15 protein-coding genes are annotated in these 17,546 nt (G+C 62.0%); 6 read left to right on the forward strand and 9 right to left on the reverse strand.

Features of this window, described 5'->3' with window-relative positions; translation table 11 throughout:
* Positions 1–541: 541 nt before the first annotated feature.
* The 5 genes from ctaF to FXY94_RS08880 all read right to left on the reverse strand — a co-directional run bounded on the left by ctaF (position 542) and on the right by FXY94_RS08880 (position 5,688).
* Entirely contained in the window at positions 542–958 is a 417-nt protein-coding gene (ctaF, locus tag FXY94_RS08860) for an aa3-type cytochrome oxidase subunit IV (protein ID WP_016664693.1), read from the reverse strand.
* A 2-nt stretch (positions 959–960) separates the two neighbouring features.
* Positions 961–2,673, reverse strand: a complete 1,713-nt coding sequence (gene ctaD / locus FXY94_RS08865; RefSeq protein WP_016664694.1) for an aa3-type cytochrome oxidase subunit I — start codon at positions 2,671–2,673, stop codon at positions 961–963.
* Positions 2,670–3,578 carry an aa3-type cytochrome oxidase subunit II gene (gene ctaC / locus FXY94_RS08870; RefSeq protein WP_016664695.1) on the reverse strand — a complete coding sequence of 303 codons (909 nt, stop codon included), beginning with the start codon at positions 3,576–3,578 and terminating at the stop codon, positions 2,670–2,672. The genes ctaD and ctaC overlap by 4 nt, the downstream gene beginning before the upstream one ends.
* A gap of 336 nt (positions 3,579–3,914) precedes the next feature.
* A complete protein-coding gene (locus tag FXY94_RS08875) occupies positions 3,915–4,271 on the reverse strand; it encodes a HesB/IscA family protein (protein ID WP_016664696.1) in 357 nt (118 codons plus the stop codon).
* A gap of 43 nt (positions 4,272–4,314) precedes the next feature.
* The gene (locus tag FXY94_RS08880) at positions 4,315–5,688 is read right to left on the reverse strand and encodes a dipeptidase (protein WP_016664697.1); all 1,374 of its coding nucleotides are present in this window, start codon (positions 5,686–5,688) and stop codon (positions 4,315–4,317) included.
* Positions 5,689–5,820: 132 nt separating this feature from the next.
* Here FXY94_RS08880 and FXY94_RS08885 point away from each other — a divergent pair, with 132 nt between their 5' ends.
* Positions 5,821–6,420, forward strand: coding sequence for a DUF3043 domain-containing protein (locus tag FXY94_RS08885; protein ID WP_016664698.1), 600 nt, complete (start codon positions 5,821–5,823; stop codon positions 6,418–6,420).
* Between the two features lie 74 nt (positions 6,421–6,494).
* Here the strand turns inward: FXY94_RS08885 and aspS are convergent, their stop codons facing one another.
* A complete protein-coding gene (aspS, locus tag FXY94_RS08890; protein WP_016664699.1) occupies positions 6,495–8,306 on the reverse strand; it encodes an aspartate--tRNA ligase in 1,812 nt (603 codons plus the stop codon).
* Between the two features lie 837 nt (positions 8,307–9,143).
* Between aspS and FXY94_RS08895 the strand changes: the two genes are divergently transcribed.
* From FXY94_RS08895 to FXY94_RS08905, 3 genes are all read left to right on the forward strand, one after another.
* Positions 9,144–11,042 carry a DEAD/DEAH box helicase gene (locus FXY94_RS08895; RefSeq protein WP_016664700.1) on the forward strand — a complete coding sequence of 633 codons (1,899 nt, stop codon included), beginning with the start codon at positions 9,144–9,146 and terminating at the stop codon, positions 11,040–11,042.
* Positions 11,043–11,193: 151 nt separating this feature from the next.
* The gene (locus FXY94_RS08900) at positions 11,194–12,708 is read left to right on the forward strand and encodes a peptide MFS transporter (RefSeq protein WP_016664701.1); all 1,515 of its coding nucleotides are present in this window, start codon (positions 11,194–11,196) and stop codon (positions 12,706–12,708) included.
* A 39-nt stretch (positions 12,709–12,747) separates the two neighbouring features.
* Positions 12,748–14,808, forward strand: a complete 2,061-nt coding sequence (locus FXY94_RS08905; protein WP_016664702.1) for a CocE/NonD family hydrolase — start codon at positions 12,748–12,750, stop codon at positions 14,806–14,808.
* Positions 14,809–14,876: 68 nt separating this feature from the next.
* Here the strand turns inward: FXY94_RS08905 and FXY94_RS08910 are convergent, their stop codons facing one another.
* On the reverse strand, positions 14,877–15,230 hold the full coding sequence (locus FXY94_RS08910; RefSeq protein WP_016664703.1) for a sigma factor-like helix-turn-helix DNA-binding protein: 354 nt from the start codon (positions 15,228–15,230) through the stop codon (positions 14,877–14,879).
* A gap of 152 nt (positions 15,231–15,382) precedes the next feature.
* Here FXY94_RS08910 and FXY94_RS10830 point away from each other — a divergent pair, with 152 nt between their 5' ends.
* Positions 15,383–15,547, forward strand: coding sequence for a hypothetical protein (locus FXY94_RS10830; protein WP_016664704.1), 165 nt, complete (start codon positions 15,383–15,385; stop codon positions 15,545–15,547).
* 14 nt (positions 15,548–15,561) lie between these two features.
* A complete protein-coding gene (locus FXY94_RS08915; protein WP_016664705.1) occupies positions 15,562–16,395 on the forward strand; it encodes an SDR family NAD(P)-dependent oxidoreductase in 834 nt (277 codons plus the stop codon).
* A gap of 59 nt (positions 16,396–16,454) precedes the next feature.
* On the opposite strand, the gene FXY94_RS08920 is transcribed toward FXY94_RS08915, so the two are convergent.
* Positions 16,455–17,063, reverse strand: coding sequence for a cation transporter (locus FXY94_RS08920; protein WP_016664706.1), 609 nt, complete (start codon positions 17,061–17,063; stop codon positions 16,455–16,457).
* Positions 17,048–17,488, reverse strand: coding sequence for a pyrimidine dimer DNA glycosylase/endonuclease V (locus FXY94_RS11035; RefSeq protein WP_332067300.1), 441 nt, complete (start codon positions 17,486–17,488; stop codon positions 17,048–17,050). Before FXY94_RS11035 ends, FXY94_RS08920 begins: the two co-directional genes overlap by 16 nt.
* Positions 17,489–17,546: the final 58 nt, after the last annotated feature.

Here is a 17,546-nt window from a genome sequence, read left to right on the forward strand (position 1 = left end):
GTTTTCAAGCCACTCCATCGCTTCTCGATTCAACAGCCCGCGCTCTACTAGAACTCGCCCAGCGCCCAAGCTCTCTTTCCCCCCCCCCGACTGCCAGGGGGTCTCGCCGACAGCGAAGCGCTAGCGCATCACTCGCACCTAAGGCAGTCCAAGTGGAACCGCAGCTGACGACCTACCAACACCTCCGCAATACCGACTCATCCACGGCAGTGGATGTCTCCTTGTCGCCATCACCCTCGCTGCCAGCCTTTCCCTGTCGGGCAAGGGCTACGTTCTTACCCGCCTTAGCAAGGATGAATGGCGTGATGGCTTCGTGGGCAGATTGCGCAATTTCTAATCTCCGTAATCACGCCATCCACAACTAGCCTGGCCAATCCACTTTACGTCCCACCACTTACGGCAAGCTCATCCACGAGGCATCGAGGGTTTCGCGATATCGAGCAAAGTGCCCGGCCGGCTCTCTTAGAGCCTGCCGGGCATTCGACAGCGTGGATTCTATGTTTTCAGGCTGCCCCGCGGAACGCGGTCGCTTACCTAAATTTCAGTGGCTGTTGTGCCCCACCGAGTAGGCCATAACCCACATGATGACGCCGATCATGCCGATCACGATTCCGAGCGCGGTGATCCAGTAGGCGATTGGGAAACCGCCGAACGCGAGGGAAGCACCGACCGCACACACGAGTGGCGCCCAGCTGTAGGGAGCGAAGACGCCCTTGTGGCCGGCTTCTTCGTGAACTTCGGCGTTGTCGTCGTCTTGAGCACCTCCGCCGAAGCGGCGCTCGCTCATCCACACGTAGATGGCGATCATCCAGCACATTGCTGCGAGAGCAAAGAGTGCGGGAACGCCGACCCACTCGATGCCGCCGGGATCGACGTTGAGGGTGAGGAGGGTGTAAACAACGCCGACGACGGTCACGAAGCAGCCGATGAGGGCGAAGATGATGACGTTGGTGCGCATTCTTACTTACCTCCGTGGGCGCTAACGAGGGCTGTCTCGTCGCGGTTGACGTGGACCTGGTCGATCGCGGCGACTTCCGGGAACTTCTGGTCGAAGGCCGGACGTTCGGAGCGGATGCGCGGCAGCTCGACGAAGTTGTGGCGCGGCGGCGGGCACGAGGTTGCCCACTCGAGGGAAGCGCCGTAGCCCCAGGGGTCGTTCACGGTGACCTTCTCGCCCTTCATGTGGGTGAGGATCACGTTGAGGAAGAACGGAAGAGTCGAGGCACCAAGGATGAAGGCGCCGATCGTGGAGAACTGGTTCATCCACTGGAAACCGTCCTCGGAGAGGTAGTTCATGTAACGGCGCGGTGCACCCTCGACACCCATGAAGTGCTGGATGAGGAAGGTCATGTGGAAGCCGACGAGTAGGAGCCAGAAGTGCACCTTTGCGAGGTCTTCGCGGAGCTTGTATCCGAACATCTTGGGCCACCAGAAGTAGAAGCCCGCGAACATTTCGAAGGCCACCGTGCCGAAGATGACGTAGTGGAAGTGTGCGACGACGAAGTAGGTGTCGCTCAGGTGGAAGTCGAGAACCGGGGTGGAGAGGATGACACCGGTGAGGCCACCAAAGAGGAAGGTGGTCATGAAGCCGAGTGTGAACAGCATTGGCGATTCAAAGGTGAGGGAACCGCGCCACATGGTGCCGACCCAGTTGAAGAACTTCACGCCTGTGGGAACCGCGATCATCATGGTCATGAAGGCGAAGAAGTCGAGCATCACTGCGCCGGTTGTGAACATGTGGTGCGCCCACACGGTCACGGAGAGGGCAGCGATCGAGATCGTCGCATAGACGAGGGTCTTGTAGCCGAAGATGGGCTTGCGGCTGAAGACGGGGATGATTTCAGAGGCGATACCGAAGAACGGCAGCGCGAGAACGTAAACCTCGGGGTGGCCAAAGAACCAGAAGAGGTGCTGCCAGAGGATTGGCCCGCCGTTGGCAGGGTCAAAGATATTGGCGTCGAGCACGCGGTCAGCGCCGAGGGCGAAAAGCGCGGCTGCGAGCGGGGGGAAGACCATGAGGATGAGGATCGACGTAATGAGGACGTTCCACGTGAAGATCGGCATGCGGAACATGGTCATGCCGGGCATGCGCATTGTGATGATGGTCGTGATGAAGTTGACCGCACCGAGGATGGTGCCGAAGCCCTGCATGCACAACCCGAAGGCCCACAGGTCGCCGCCGAGCCCCGGAGTAAAGGTTGTGTCGGAAAGCGGCGCGTAGGCGAACCAGCCGAAGGAGGCCGCACCCTGCGGTGTAAGGAATCCGGCGCAGGCAATGAGTGAGCCGAATCCGGTGAGCCAGTACGAGAACATGTTCAGGCGCGGGAACGCCATGTCGACTGCACCGATTTGAAGCGGCAAAAGGTAGTTTGCGAAGCCGGCAAAGAGCGGTGTGCCGAACATGAGGAGCATGATCGTGCCGTGCATCGTGAAGAGCTGGTTGTACTGCCCCTTGGACACGACCACCTGCAGGCCTGGCTCCCACAGTTCGGCACGAATGAGCAGTGCGAGCACGCCACCGAAGCAGAAGAAGAAAAAGGCGGTAGCCATGTACATGATGCCGATCGTCTTGTGATCGGTCGTGGTGAGCAGCTTGAAGAGCTGGTTGCCCTTCTTCGTCTCAGGCGTGGCCGGGGTGAAGCGGCTCGTGGTCTCTGCGGTTGTAGTGCTCACTTTTTGGCATCCTCACGACGGTTTTCGATGCGGCGGTCGGAATCGTCCTTCATGTTCCAGGACTTTTGGAGGCGGTTGAGGTCGTTCGACAGCTGACCCGTGTTCCCCTTCGCGCGCAGCTCTTCCATGTGCGCTTCGAACTCTTGCTTGGAGACAACCTTGACGTTGAAGAGCATGTCGGAGTGGAACTCACCGCACAGCTCGGCGCATTTGCCGGCGTAGGTGCCTTCGATCTGCGGGGTCACCTGGAAGGCGGTGGTGTGACCGGGGAACATGTCTTTCTTGTAGAGGAAGTCCACGACCCAGAACGAGTGGATGACGTCGCGAGAGTCGAGCTGGAACTCAACGGTTTCGCCAACGGGAAGGTAAAGAGTGGGGAGATCTTCAGCGGCGCCTTCTTCGCCAGTGCGGAAGGACTGGACGCCTGGATCTTCGTGGACATCTGCGTCAACGTAGTTGAAATCCCAGCTCCACTGCTTCGCAACGACGTTGACGGTGACATCCGGGTTCGGGTCGAGACGTTCGATCTCGGAGATGTCACGCTGCGTGAAGTAGAAGAGGGTCATGATCATGATGACCGGAATGAGCGTGAACGTCAGCTCGATCGGAACGTGATAGCGCAGCTGGACGGGGAAGCCCTTGTCGCCCTTCTTGCGGCGGTAGGCGATGGCACACCAGAAGATCAAGCCCCACACGAGAAGGCCGACGGCGAGGAGGGTAATCCACGAACCGGTCCACATTGTGATGATGCGGTCTGTCTGATTCGTGATCTGGTGAGTGGTGTCACCGGGGAGGAATCCTCGCTGCTGCTCTTCCGTGCAGCCCACGAGAGCAAGCGCCGTCAGGGCAAAGGCGGCGATGGCCTTCGGCATTCGGCGGCTGCGTTCCGGGGTTTGGGGGATCACAGGCTGACCTTCCATGTATCGCGTGGCGAATCGGTTGTGGGGAGATTCGCTCTCGATTGTGCGGTTGTTTCTGTCTACCTCGCTCCCGGCGTGGCACGGGGTGTGCACACTAATCGGGACGAGAGTCCTTAGTCATCATACGCGACTTGCCACCAAATGTTGCCTTCACCGTCGCTTTTTGCAGATTCCGTGGGGTTTGCTCAGTCACGTTTGGGCCGCTCGGGACGGGCAAGCAGGTCCAGCGCGAGGTTTTGGGTCCGACGGATGCCCGATTAACGCGCGAGTGGGCCACCGCGTGCGCGGCAGCCCACTCGCGAACTGAACGAACGAGCGCGTTTAGGCGAAGGAGTCTCCGCATGCGCACGAGCTCGACGCATTGGGGTTGTCGATCGTGAAACCTTGCTTCTCGATGGTGTCGGAGAAGTCGATCGTTGCTCCCGACAGGAACGGGATCGAATTCTTGTCGACAACGACCTCGACGCCGTTGAAGTCAACGGTCGCATCGCCCTCAAGGAGACGTTCATCGAAGTAGAGCTGATAGATGAGCCCCGAGCAGCCGCCAGGCTGAACGGCGATACGAAGGCGCAGGTCATCGCGACCTTCTTGCGCGAGAAGCTGTTTCACCTTGTCGGATGCAACCTCGGTGAGGGTCACACCGTGTGCGGGAACAGCTTTAGTTGCGGTGTCGGTCATTGGTCCTCCGTGGTGGTCCGGTATGTCACGTGTGCGTCAAAGCCTACGCGGTTTCTTTCGGTTCGAGCTCGGCGGCGCCGAGCAGGATGAGTGCTTCAGCAACGCAGACGCGTTCGAAGTCGCCGAGGTGGAGCGACTCGTCGACGCCGTGGGCGCGCGAATCCGGGTCTTCAACACCGGTCACGAGCACATCCGCTTTCGGGAACAGCTCGAGAAGATCGGAGATGAAGGGGATCGAGCCACCGAGACCCGTATCGACGGGTTCGACGCCCCACGAGTCATGAAACGCGCGGCGAGCCAGATCCATTCCCGCGCTGCTCGCGGGCGCAAGGAATGGTTTGCCTGCATCGACGGGCGTGAACGTGACCTTCGCGGCGGCCGGCGTGTGGGCTTCAACGTGCTTTCTAAGAACCTCGGTGGCGTGTGCGGGGTCTTCGCCAGGCGCGATGCGCACGCTGACCTTCGCGCGAGCCTTCGATACGAGCGTGTTCGAGGCTTGCTGCACGGCCGGCGCGTCGATGCCGATGACCGAGATCGCGGGCTTCGTCCACAGGCGCGAGGTGATCGATCCGTCGCCGGCGAGCGGCAGCCCTTCGGGGACACCGGCGTCGCGGCGGAAGTCCGCTTCGTCCATGTCAACTTCGGGGGCATCGGCCACGTGAAGACCGTCGACGGCGATCGTGCCGTCGTCGTTGTGGAAGGTCGTGAGGACGCGCGAAAGCTGGGTAAGAGCATCGATCACGGGTCCACCGAACATGCCCGAGTGCACGGAGTAGTCGAGAACCTGAACGTCAAGCTCGAAGGCAACAACGCCGCGAAGGCTCGTCGTGAGGGCGGGGCGGCCGACGGCCCAGTTCGAGGAGTCGGCGACGACGATGATGTCGCTGCGCATGATGTCCTGGTGCTTTTCGAGGAACGGGCGGAAGGTCTCGCTGCCGTATTCCTCTTCACCTTCCACAAACACGACGATGCCGACGCCGGATTCTTCGAGCTCGTCCTTGAGCGCACGCAGGGCGGTCACGTGAGCCATCACGCCGGCCTTGTCGTCGGCAGCGCCGCGGCCGTACAGGCGGCCGTTGCGCTCGGTCGCTTCAAACGGCGGAGTTGTCCATTCGGATTCATCGCCGACGGGCTGCACGTCGTGGTGGGCGTACAGCATGACCGTCGGCTTACCTGGCTTCGCGGGACGTCGCGCGAGAACGGCCGGCGCGCCGCCCTCGACGGATTCGATGCTTACCTCGGGCATACCGGCATCCTTGAGGAGCGCGGCTACTTTTTCGGCACTAGCCCTCACGTGCGACTGGTCGTAACCGTCAAAAGCGATCGAGGGAATCGCGACGAGCGCCGTGAGGTCCTCGAGTGCTTGCGGTTGAAGGGCTTTGACCTTCTCATTGATTGCGTCGACGCTGAGCGACATTCCTCTTCTCCTTCCGCGCCGCTGGCGCGTTAATGGTCTTTGCTCCACCGTATCCCTGCGACCGTCGGAATTCCTCACGAAACCCCGTGCCTACTGTGCGTGTCCGGGCGCCGGGAGTCTAGAATTGGATGGGTGAATACCGACACGACTTCCGCTAACTCCGCCAGCCCTGCCCCAGCCGAGCATTCTGCGACGACCCCGAAGAAGGGGCGCCCGACCCGCTCGCGTAAGGACGCCCAGGCTGCGCGCCGCACGCCGCTCGTTCCGAAGGATCGCAAGGAGGCGAAGCGCCGTTCTAAGCAGAAGGACCGCGCGGCGGCCAATCGCGAGCACCAGGCTCTCCTCACCGGCGATGAGGCGCACTACCCCGTACAGCACCGTGGTGCCGATCGCCGTCTCGTGCGTGACGTCGTCGACTCGCGCCATAACGTCGCCGAGTACTTCTTGCCACTGGCCCTGATCGCGATGCTGTTCCCCTTCGTGATGCAGCTCATCGACCCGGTAAAGTTCCAGGTCGTTTCGATTGTGTTCCTCGCCGTGCTGTGGGCAGGCATCATCGTCGTGGTGATCGATACGTTCCTCGTGCGGCGCAAAATCCGCAAGGCACTCATGGAACGGTTCGGCGTGGTCCCGGCCGGAATGGTGTCGTACGGGCTCCTTCGCTCAACGAACATCCGCCCGTGGCGCATGCCGAAACCGCAGATCAAGCATGGCGAGGACCCTCGTCCGTAGATTTTCTTCGCCCATGGGAAAGCCCCCGGCCCGAACATGTCGTTCGGTAACCGGGGGCTTTGTGCAGGGCCGGGTTACTTGGCGGTGTCCGACGGCTGCTCGGCCTTCGCCGAGTCCTTATCCTTTGCCTTCTTCTCCGGCTTGAAGTCCACGCCCGCTTCCTTACGCTGCTGCGGCGTGATGGGCGCCGGGGCTGCCGTCAGCGGGTCGTAACCGTTACCGGTCTTCGGGAAGGCGATGACATCGCGGATCGAGTCGGTCTTCGCGAGGATCGACACGATGCGATCCCAGCCGAACGCGATGCCGCCGTGGGGCGGCGCACCGAACTTGAACGCCTCGAGGAGGAAGCCGAACTTCTCCTGCGCTTCTTCTTCGCTGATGCCCATCAGTGCGAAGACGCGCTGCTGCACGTCGGCCTGGTGGATACGAATCGAGCCGCCGCCAATCTCGTTGCCGTTGCATACAATGTCGTAGCCGTAGCTGAGCGCCGAGCCAGGGTCGGTGTCAAACGTGTCAAGGAACTCAGGCTTCGGGGACGTGAAGGCGTGGTGAACGGCGGTCCATTCGCCGTGACCAACCGCGACGTCGCCGGCCGCTTCGGCGTCGCCGGCGGGCTCGAACATGGGCGCATCCACGACCCACACGAAAGCGAACTCGTCGGGGTTGATCAGGCCGAGGCGGTCGCCAATCTCGTTGCGCACGGCGCCAAGAAGGGCGCGCGAATTCTTGGCGTCGCCGGCTGCGAAGAACACGCAGTCGCCAGCGCTCGCGCCGACCTTGTCGGCGAGACCGGCCTTCTCCTCGTCGGAGAGGTTCTTGGCGACGGGGCCGCCGAGCGAACCATCCTCCTGGAAGAGGACGTAAGCGAGGCCCTTTGCGCCGCGCTGCTTCGCGAATTCCTGCCACGCATCGAGCGTGCGGCGCGGCTGCGAAGCGCCGCCTTTCATGACGATCGCGCCAACGTACGGCGCCTGGAACACGCGGAACGGCGTGTCCTTGAAGAAGTCGGTCATCTCGGTGATCTCGAGATCGAAACGGAGGTCTGGCTTATCCGAGCCGTAGCGGGCCATCGATTCGTGGTAGGTGATGCGCTTGATCGGCGTTTCAATGTCGTAGCCGATTTGCTTCCACACGTTCACGAGAATCTTCTCGGCAAGCGCGATCACGTCTTCCTGATCAGCGAAGCTCATTTCGACGTCAAGCTGCGTGAACTCGGGCTGGCGGTCGGCGCGGAAGTCTTCGTCGCGGTAGCAGCGAGCGAGCTGGAAGTAGCGTTCCATGCCGCCCACCATGAGCAGCTGCTTGAAAAGCTGCGGCGACTGCGGAAGTGCGTACCACGATCCGGGAGCGAGGCGTGCCGGGACGAGGAAGTCGCGCGCCCCCTCGGGGGTCGAGCGGGTAAGGGTTGGCGTTTCGATCTCGACGAAGTCTTCGTTGAGGAGCACCTCGCGCGCGGCCTGATTGACTTTCGAGCGCAGGCGCAACGCATATGCCGTTTCCGCACGGCGCATATCCAGGTAGCGGTAGCGCAAGCGAGCTTCCTCGCCGACCTCACTGTGCTCATCGAGCTGGAACGGGAGCGCAGCGGCGGGGTTGAGCACCTCAACCTCGGAGGCGATGACCTCGATGTCGCCCGTGGGAAGGGCCGGGTTTTCGTTACCTTCGGGGCGGCGCTCGACCTTGCCCGTGACCTTGAGCACGAACTCGTTTCGCAGGTGGTGCGCGTCTTCCTCGCGAACAACGACCTGCGACACCCCCGAGGCGTCACGCAGATCGAGGAAGGCCACACCGCCATGGTCACGGCGCCTTCCAATCCAGCCGGCGAGAGTGACGTCCTGGCCGATGTGATCTGCCCTCAGATCACCGGCGCGGTGGGTGCGAAGCATGAAGATTCCTTTGACTTCGGGGTGGTCGGTCGTGTGCGGCGCATGCATGCGCGGGCACCGTACGGGTGCGGTGCGCTCGGCGGTCAGCCGCAATCCGCACCAGTTTAGCGCGCACGGCTAGCGGGTGCAGTCCGACGGTTTCCGCTCAACCGTCGGACCTGCCCCAGATCTCATTGCCGCCTGCCCCTGCCCCGTCTCCTGTCCCTTTCTCCCGTGTCTCCTCCCCTCCAGCGAACTCCAACTCCCCCAGCCCGTCTCTCCTCCCCTCCGGCGGCACTCCCCCTGCCCGTCTCTCCTCGCTCCTTGGGTCGCCCCTGTCTCCGTTCCACGCCGCTCCCGCAACGAAAGTGGTGATTTTTGGCGTAAAGGACCTGATAAGCATCGTGAGGCGGCGATTTTTCACCACTTTCACCGAATCTTCTGGGGCGATAGGAACGAGGCGCCCCCAGGGACGAGAGGGGTTGGAGCCCAAGTGGGGGGGCGAGGGCGAGCGGGGAAAGCAATGGGCGAGCAGCAAGAGCAAGAGGTGATGCAAGAGAAATGGGGCCAAAAGCCACACGAACGATGCGCGAGGCCAGTAGAGAAATCTTGCGGAGGTGACCATTGTCGCGCCCTTCCCCCTCCCCTTGCGCCCCTGTTTTCCGTAAGCTGGTTCCAGCACGTGTGAGCGCCATGTGGGCGCGATGAGGACTTAGCGCCGATCCGGACGGCGCATTTTTTTGTGCGGGATTCCCGCGGGGACGTGCTCGACAGAATGAGGGGCCGATGAGCGGCCCGAAAATGTTCACGTGCGTATTCCGGGGCGGGCGTGTGTGATGGCCCGGAAGGACCCGAATAATGACGACCGACAACCACAACGACACGGAAATCGCCCTGGAAAACCGCGAAGAAATCGCGGAAGCGCTCGAAATGGATGGCATGGCGCAGGCCGGTACAGACGCCGCAGACGGCGGCACGGATACAGACACCCCCGAAGAAACAGCCAATGACGAGCGCATGCGCTTCGATGAACTCGGCCTTCCGCCGGAGCTTCTCGCCGCCGTGCACGACCTCGGGTTCACCCATCCCTCCCCCATCCAAGAACGCGCCATTCCCGCACTGCTCGAAGGGCGAAGCGTCCTCGGCGTCGCCCAGACCGGTACGGGTAAAACCGCCGCGTTTGGTCTGCCGCTGCTCGCTGAAATCCGAGCTTCGAACCGCTCTACCCAGGGACTCGTTCTTGCCCCAACGCGAGAACTCGCCATGCAGGTGGCCGATGCAATCCAGTCGTTCGCCGCGAAGCTCGATGGGGTGAACGTCGTGAGCGTGTATGGCGGCGCCCCGTACGGCCCACAGGAAAGAGCGCTCGAGCGCGGCGCCCATGTCATTGTCGGCACGCCCGGGCGCGTCATCGACCATCTCAAGCGCGGCAATATCGTGCTCGACGACCTCTCGACACTCGTGCTGGACGAGGCCGATGAAATGCTCCGCATGGGCTTCGCCGAGGACGTCGACGAAATCCTCGGTTTTGCCCCGAAGCAGAAGCGCATGGCACTTTTCAGCGCAACCATGCCTCCCGCGATTAAGCGCGTTGCGGAGGAGCACATGCCCGATGCGGTCAGCGTCGCCGTCGCCCGTCAGTCGACGACCGTCACAAGCGTCGACCAGAAGTACGCGGTCGTGCCGTTCCGCCACAAGACGGGTGCCCTCACTCGCATCGTTGAGACGACGGATGCCGATGCCACGATCGTGTTTGTGCGCACGCGTAGCGCGGCTGAAGAAGTAGGAACGGCGCTCATTGCTCGCGGCATCGTGGCTGCGACCATCTCGGGCGACGTCCCACAAAAGGAGCGCGAGCGTATCGTCGAGCGCCTGCGCGACGGTTCACTCACGGTCCTCGTCGCGACCGACGTTGCCGCCCGAGGTCTAGACGTCGAACGCATCGGCCTCGTGGTCAATTTTGATATTCCCTCGGAACCGGAGGCATACGTCCACCGCATTGGCCGCACCGGCCGCGCTGGCCGCACGGGGCAGGCGATTACTTTCGTCGCACCTCACGAAAAGCGAAAGCTTCGCAACATCGAGCGCACAACTCGTCAGGAACTTGAGGAAGTGCAGATCCCCTCACCGCTCGACGTCTCGCGCCACAAGATGAAAAAGGTGCTGAGTGAGGTACCCGCGCGTCTCGAGAAGGGACGCCTCAACCTCTACTACGACCTCCTCAACGAGTTCTTGAGCGAAAACAATGTCTCGATTGAACAGGTAGCAGCGGCGCTCGGCGCGATGACGGTCGGCGACGACGGCCCACGCGCGAGCGATGATGAGTTCACGGGTGCAAGCTTCCGCGATAAGGGAGCCAAGGGCGATCGCCCCGATCGCAAAGATCGTGGCGATCGGGGAGATCGCAACCGCGGCGAGAAGCGCTCACGCCGCTCGAGTGCTGGCTTCACGACCTACCGCATCGCAGTCGGTAAGAATAATGGCGTGCGCCCGCAGGCAATCGTTGGAGCAATCGCCGGCGAGGGCGGACTCAATGGTCAGGATGTCGGCAAGATCGATCTCTTCCCCTCGTTCTCGCTCGTCGAGCTTCGCGATGGCGTCGACGAGGCAGCGCTCGCGCGCATTGGCCGCGCGCGCGTGGGTGGCAAGCCGATGCGTATTCAGGTCGATCAGGGTCCAAAGAAGGGCGGAAAATTCAAGACCCGCAAGGGCAAGCGATTCGAGGACCGCGGCGCAAAGAAGTCCAATCGCTGGTAAAGCGGCGAGACTTCTCACAGCTTCTCCCTTGCCAACCTTTACAGGCGCGCCTTGGGCGTCCACGGTAGAGGGAGCCGCAGATTGTATGCACGCATAGATACAGTGCGTTGTCGCGGCGCTCGATTCCCCCTCGCGCCACGAAAGGACTGGCATGGACGATCCCGCACCCATCGCACAGGAGCGCTTTGCCCGTGAAGCCGAACGAGACAGCGCCATCCAACAGGACCGCGCCTTCCTCGGCCACCCGCGCGGCCTCGCGACGCTCTTCGGCCTTGAGATCTGGGAAAGGTTCTCCTACTTAGGTTTCCAGGCGATCCTCGCCCTCTACTTCGCCGATGCCGTCGCTAATGGCGGCATGGGCTTTGAGGAAGGCGTCGCCTCGAGCATCGTCGCCGCCTATGGCGCGCTCGTGTACCTGCTATCGATCGTGGGGGCGTGGATTGCCGACCGAATTATCGGCACCTACCGCACGGTGCTTTTTGGCGGCATCATCATTGCTGCCGGGCACATCTTCATGGGTATCCCCGCGTCCTTCTCGACATGGCTCGGCCTAGCCCTGATCGTCCTCGGCACAGGTCTGCTCAAACCGAATGTCTCCACGAAGGTTGGGGAGCTCTACTCGAGCGAGGATGAGCGCCGCGACGCCGGGTTCTCGATCTACTACTCAGGCATCAACATCGGCGCATTTCTTGGCCCGATCATCGCGGGCTGGCTTGGCCAGGAGGTTGGCTGGCACTGGGGGTTCGCGGCCGCTGCCGTCGGTATGTTCGCGGGCGTCATTCAATATGTTGTGGGCTCGAAGAACCTCGCGGGTAACGAGGCGGCAGCACGCATCCGCGCCGCCTTCCGTGCTGACCGCGGTTTCTGGGCAACAATCGGGCTCATCGTGGCCGCCGTGATCGCCGCAGCTCTTTTCACGATCCTCGCAGAGGACGGCATCAACGCGCTCGTGAACGTCATCTCGATCGTGAGCGCGATCGTTCCGATCGTCATGCTCCTGCTCATGGCCCGCTCCCCCAAGGTTACGAAGGCCGAGCGCACGAACCTTATGCCGTATTCACTCCTGCTCATTGCCCTGGTCGCGTACAACCTCATGTACTTCCAAACGGGCAATACGCTCAACTTCATGGCGCTCAACCGCACCGAGAACTCGCTGTTTGGCTGGGGCTACCCCTCGACGTGGTACATCTCCCTCACCGCGATCGTCGAAATCATCATGGGCCCGGTTCTCGCACTCCTGTGGGTCAAGCTCGGTAAGCGCCAGCCTCACGTTGCGGCGAAAGTTGGCCTCGGCACCGTGTTCGGTGGCGCCGCCTTCCTCGTCGTAGCGCTTGGAGCGAGTGTGAGCGGCGAGGCCGCGATGCTCTCCGCGATCTGGCTCGTGATCTGTTACATCTTCCTTGGACTCGGCGATCTCGTGCTGCAAACGAGCGGCATGAGCGCGACGACAAAGCTCGCTCCACGAGCATTCGCATCTCAGACGATGGCCGTGTGGTTTGCCGCGATGGCTCTCTCTCAGGGTATCCAGGCGCAAATCGTGAAGGTCTTCGACTACGACAACGCCGCCCTCTACTTCGGTATTCAGGGCGCCCTTGTCGTGGCCTACGGCGTGTTCCTCATGACCATCACGCCCTGGCTGAAGAAGCGCATGACCCTTGTGGGATAGACCCCTCCACCGCTAGCTCGAAAGGAGTACAGCTCGTTCATGAAATACATCGACGACTTTCCCTACGACGTCACGATCGTAGAAGATTGGATTCCCCTCTCGGACGGCACGAAGCTGTGGATGAAAGCTTTCATGCCCGTCACCGATGAGAAGGTTCCCGCCCTGCTCGAATACCTTCCGTACCGCGCGGGTGACTGGACGGCGCCTCGCGACCACGAACGCCACCCCTACTACGCGGGGCACGGTTACGCATCGATCCGCGTGGATATTCGCGGCCACGGCAACTCTGACGGCGTGCCCGGCGACGAGTACGACGAGCAAGAACTAAGCGATGGCGAAGAGGTTCTCGCGTGGATCGCTGCACAGGAGTGGTGCACCGGTGATGTGGGCATGTTCGGCATTTCGTGGGGCGGCTTTAACTCGCTCCAGCTTGCCGCCCGTAAGCCGCCGCAGCTCAAGGCAATCGTCACCACATGCTCGACAGATGATCGGTATGACAATGACGTGCACTATCTCGGCGGCTCTATGCTCGCGGTGGACATGCACGCGTGGGCGGCGACGATGCTCGCGTTCGAGTCACGCCCGTCTGATCCGCGCGTGGTGGGCGATCAGTGGAAGGACCAGTGGCTCGATCGCCTGAACAAGATGGAACCGTACATCGACGAGTGGATGCACCACCAAACGCGCGACGAGTATTGGAAGCACGGATCCGCCTGCGAAGACTACGACAATATCGATGCGGCAGTTTTCGCGGTCGGTGGCTGGTTCGATCCGTACCGCGACACGGTTCTTCGCCTGTGCGAGAACCTCACTTCGCGCGGGAAGAGCGTGAAGGGCCTCATCGGTCCGTGGTCGCACCAGTACCCGGATCGCGACTTGCGCCCCGGCCCTCACATCGACTTCCTCGGGGAAACGCTCCGCTTTTGGGATCTTCATCTCAAGGGGAAGCAAACCGGCTTCGATGAGGAACCGCTGCTTCGCGCGTGGATGCTCGATTCGATGCGCCCGAGTTCGGTCTATGACGAAGTTGGCGGCACGTGGGTGGCCGAGGAATCGTGGAACACTGATGAGCGCCCCAAGGAGCGCTTCTCCTTCGCGTCGGCGAACGCACTCCCGGCCGCGGAGCGTTCGGGCAGCGAAATCCGTGTCAAGAGCCCGCAGGATACGGGTATGAGCGCGGGCCGCTACTTCCCCTTTGGCAACTCGGGTGACCTCCCCACCGATCAGCGCGTCGATGACGCAAAGAGCGCGTGCTTCGACTTCGTACTCGATACTGATGTGCGCATTCTCGGTAACGCCGCTCTTCGCTTGCGTGTGAAGTCGGCTCATCCGAAAGGGCAGGCCTACGTTCGCTTGACCGATGTTGCCCCCGATGGTTCTTCGACCCTTGTGACGCGAGGAAATATGAATTTCTCCGCACGCGAGGGCCGCGACAAAGTCGTTGAGATGCCCACCGACGAATGGGTGAATCTCGACATTCCCCTCACGGGAATCGGCTACGTGCTGCCAAAGGGTCACACTCTTCGCGTGGCCGTCTCGAGCGCGTACTGGCCGTGGGTGTGGCCGCAACCGGGGGCCGACGGTTTCTCGGTCGACATCGACGGAAGCTTCCTCGAGGTTCCCGTGCGCGAAAAGCCAGTGGAGGGTTCTGAGGCGGCATCGCGCGACGCAGCCGTCGGTTTCGCCGAAGCCGTTCAACCCATTCCCCTCGACGTCGAGTATCCCGAAGCGGGTAGGGCGGGTTCAGCTCGGCCCGAAAGGCTTGTTCAGCAGGACGTCGTGAAGCGCGAGACGATGCTGCAGGTTGACCCGGCCTACGGTGGCACGCGCGTGTACCCCGATGGCCTGCACTATGACGAGGACACGGTGGAGCGCTACTGGATTAGGTGGGATGATCCACTTTCGGCGCGCACCGAGGCTGTCTGGAATGTGGGCCTTAGGCGTCCGGATCTCGGCTGGGATGTGTCGCTCACGGCAACGACGCGAATCTCGTGTACCGCGGAGGTTTTCACCACCGAGTCGATCGTGGAGTGCCGCGATGGAGATGAGACAGTGTTTGAGAAACGCTGGAGCGAGGAGATCCCGAGGATCGCTTCGTAAGTACTTTTCTCCTGCCCACAAGCGGCGTCACCGCACGAAGGTGGCGCCGCTTTCGCGTGCCAGCTTTGCTAGCTGCTCAGCTGTGAGACGCGTTGCCGCGAGATCCCGAGGATCGTACCAATATCCTCCTGGCTAAGGCCGTCGGCTCGCATTTTTCTGATGATCGAACGGCGGATTTCCGAGGCCATTTTTGCCGCTGCCTCCGCTTCTGCGCTTGCGTGGTCGGCTCCGCGTTTAGCATCGTCATACTCGGTTACCACGCGCACCTCTTGCCCGGTGTGACCGGCATCCGCGAGAGCGCGCTGCACGAGGGGCGTGATCTGCGCGAACGTACGAGCACGGACTCGGATGCTCTCGCCGCCTATAGAGAGGGTCGCATCCCACTCTCGTCCGCTTCGCGTGGCCTTGACCTCGATCGTCATCGATTCGTCTCCTTTCGCGCACCCGGCACTACAATGATGCCACACCCTCTTGCGTATCTATCGCAACTATACCTAGCACATTGGGGGCATAAAGGAGGGTATGACGAGACCGGTAGAGTGGAGGCATCACCCCAACCGAGAAGGAGGCGCCCATGACCCCGCCGAAGTACGCCCAGGCGTTCCCGAGTGCGACCGCCGAGCAGAACATCACCGCCGCCAACGCTCGAGTCGAGGCGCGAATCGCAGGTAAGGGTGCGATCACTCCCCCTCAGTTCGCAACGCTCCTTCAGGCGTGGCGGCTCGAGAAGCTCGCGTGAGAGGCAAAGGCACCATGAGCACACATCTCTCCCCGGAAGGGCTGCGCGGCAAAGTCGCCTTCGTGACGGGCGCGTCCGGCGCACTTGGTTCCGACGCCGCCCGGGCCCTCAGCGCCCGCGGAGTTCGGCTCGCTCTCCTGGGCCGCAACACCGACAAGCTCGAGACTCTCGCCCGCGAGCTCGGTGGCCCTCAGAAGGCCCTCGCGATCGAGATGAACGTCCGCAACCTCGCCTCGGTCGAGGCTGCGGCGAAGAGCGCCGCCGACCACTTTGGCGGCATCGATATCCTCGTCGCCGGCGCAGGCATGGTGACGACTGAACTGGTCGAGGATTACTCGGCGACGGGCTTCGTGGATGACGTTGACACCAACCTCAACGGAGTGTGGCGCACCATTAAGGCCACGCTCCCCTACGTTCGCGAAGCGAAGGGGCACGTGTGCATCATTGCGTCCCTCGCCTCGTTCATTCACATGCCGGAGATGTCCGCATATTCAGCCTCGAAGGCCGGAGTGCTCGCGCTCGCTAATTCACTCAGGCTTGAGCTCGATGGAAGCGGAGTGAGCGTCGGAACCATTCACCCCTCGTTCTTCGAATCTGCTCTCGGGGACGCGCTCACCACCTCTCCGCTCCTGAATCGCGCAAGCGGTAACTTCGGCGGGCTCTTCACCCCGATCAAACGCGAGGACGTCGTTGCCGCGATCGTCACAAACATCGAGCGTCGCTCACGGGTCGTGGTGCTACCGAAGGCGTTTTCGGCCCTCGCCCTCGTACCTGGTCTCGGCCAGCGCGTAATCGAACCGTATCTCACGCACAATCTTCGAAAGACGGCCCAGAAACTCTCGCGTTAGCGGGCGATCCCCCAGCTCTCAAGGGTCCGATCAATCATTCCGTGACGCCAACGAGCGCCCTAAGCCTCCAGCTCCGGCTCCTCCGCTCGGGCCTGCTCGAACACCTCTTTTGCCGCACCGAGATTGACAAGCCCAATGACGATGCCCACTGCGACGTCGGGGAGAACCGAATGCCACACGAGGGTGAGAAGGCCCGCCGCAATGATGAGGACGTTCGCGAGCACATCATTGCGGGCGGCGAGCCATGTGCCGCGCACGAGAGCGTTGTGACCCGCGCGTAGGTGTACGAGGAGCACGGCACAGCAAGCGTTAATCACGAGCGCTGCAAGGGCTGTTCCGGAAAGCGCAAACGGTTCCGGTGGCAGTCCCGTGAGGAGCTTGTGAATCGCCATCGCGAACGCAGCGCCCGCGGGAATAAGGATGAGGCATGCGAGCCCGTAGGAGGCTTTCCGTCTGCTCTCCAGCGGCCATGCGAGGGCGAGGAGAACGAGGGAGTTGATGAGGAAATCCTCGAGAAAGTCTGCTGCATCGGCGAGCAGAGAGGCGGAGCCGATCGCGAAGGCGAGTATCGCCTCACCGAGGCAGCCGGCGAGGTTGAGGAGCGCGACGATCAGTATTATCCGCCGCGCACGAGCGTCAAGTTCCGGTGCATTCACGGCCTCTCCCATGATTCAAGATCTCCTTCCCTCACGTGAAAAAGAGGATGTGGCTCAAGCGCAGCGCCCTCGGGCGGGACCCCTTGCCAGCCTGGTTCGCGTTCCCGCACCTTCCTTCGCAAGTGTTCGGCTTCAAACGTTAGCTGACCGGTAGTAACCGAGAGAGAGCCGTCGAGTTGCCCGGGCGCGTGAATTTTCGAATGATCAAACGAGTATCCACGGGAATCTGCCTCACGCGCGATCCCTAAAAGGAATGCCCCGATGCTCCCTTGGGGATCGGCGCTCTCTCGAAACCGCTCGAGTTGGGGATGCTTCGTATATCCCTTAGTGAGGCCCGCAAGCACCTTTTGCGCCAAGAGTGCCTCCCGCCAGCAGGCGACGAGCGCCATCCGATCAAGGTAGGCGGGATGCAAAGACCACAGCCGCAAATGAAACACCCTTTCGTGGCGAAGAGAAATGCACGCCTCTAGCTATTCGAACCGTGCTGTGGCCTAA

It is taken from the genome of Dermabacter jinjuensis (genome assembly GCF_902381725.1).
Lineage (GTDB): Bacteria > Actinomycetota > Actinomycetes > Actinomycetales > Dermabacteraceae > Dermabacter > Dermabacter hominis.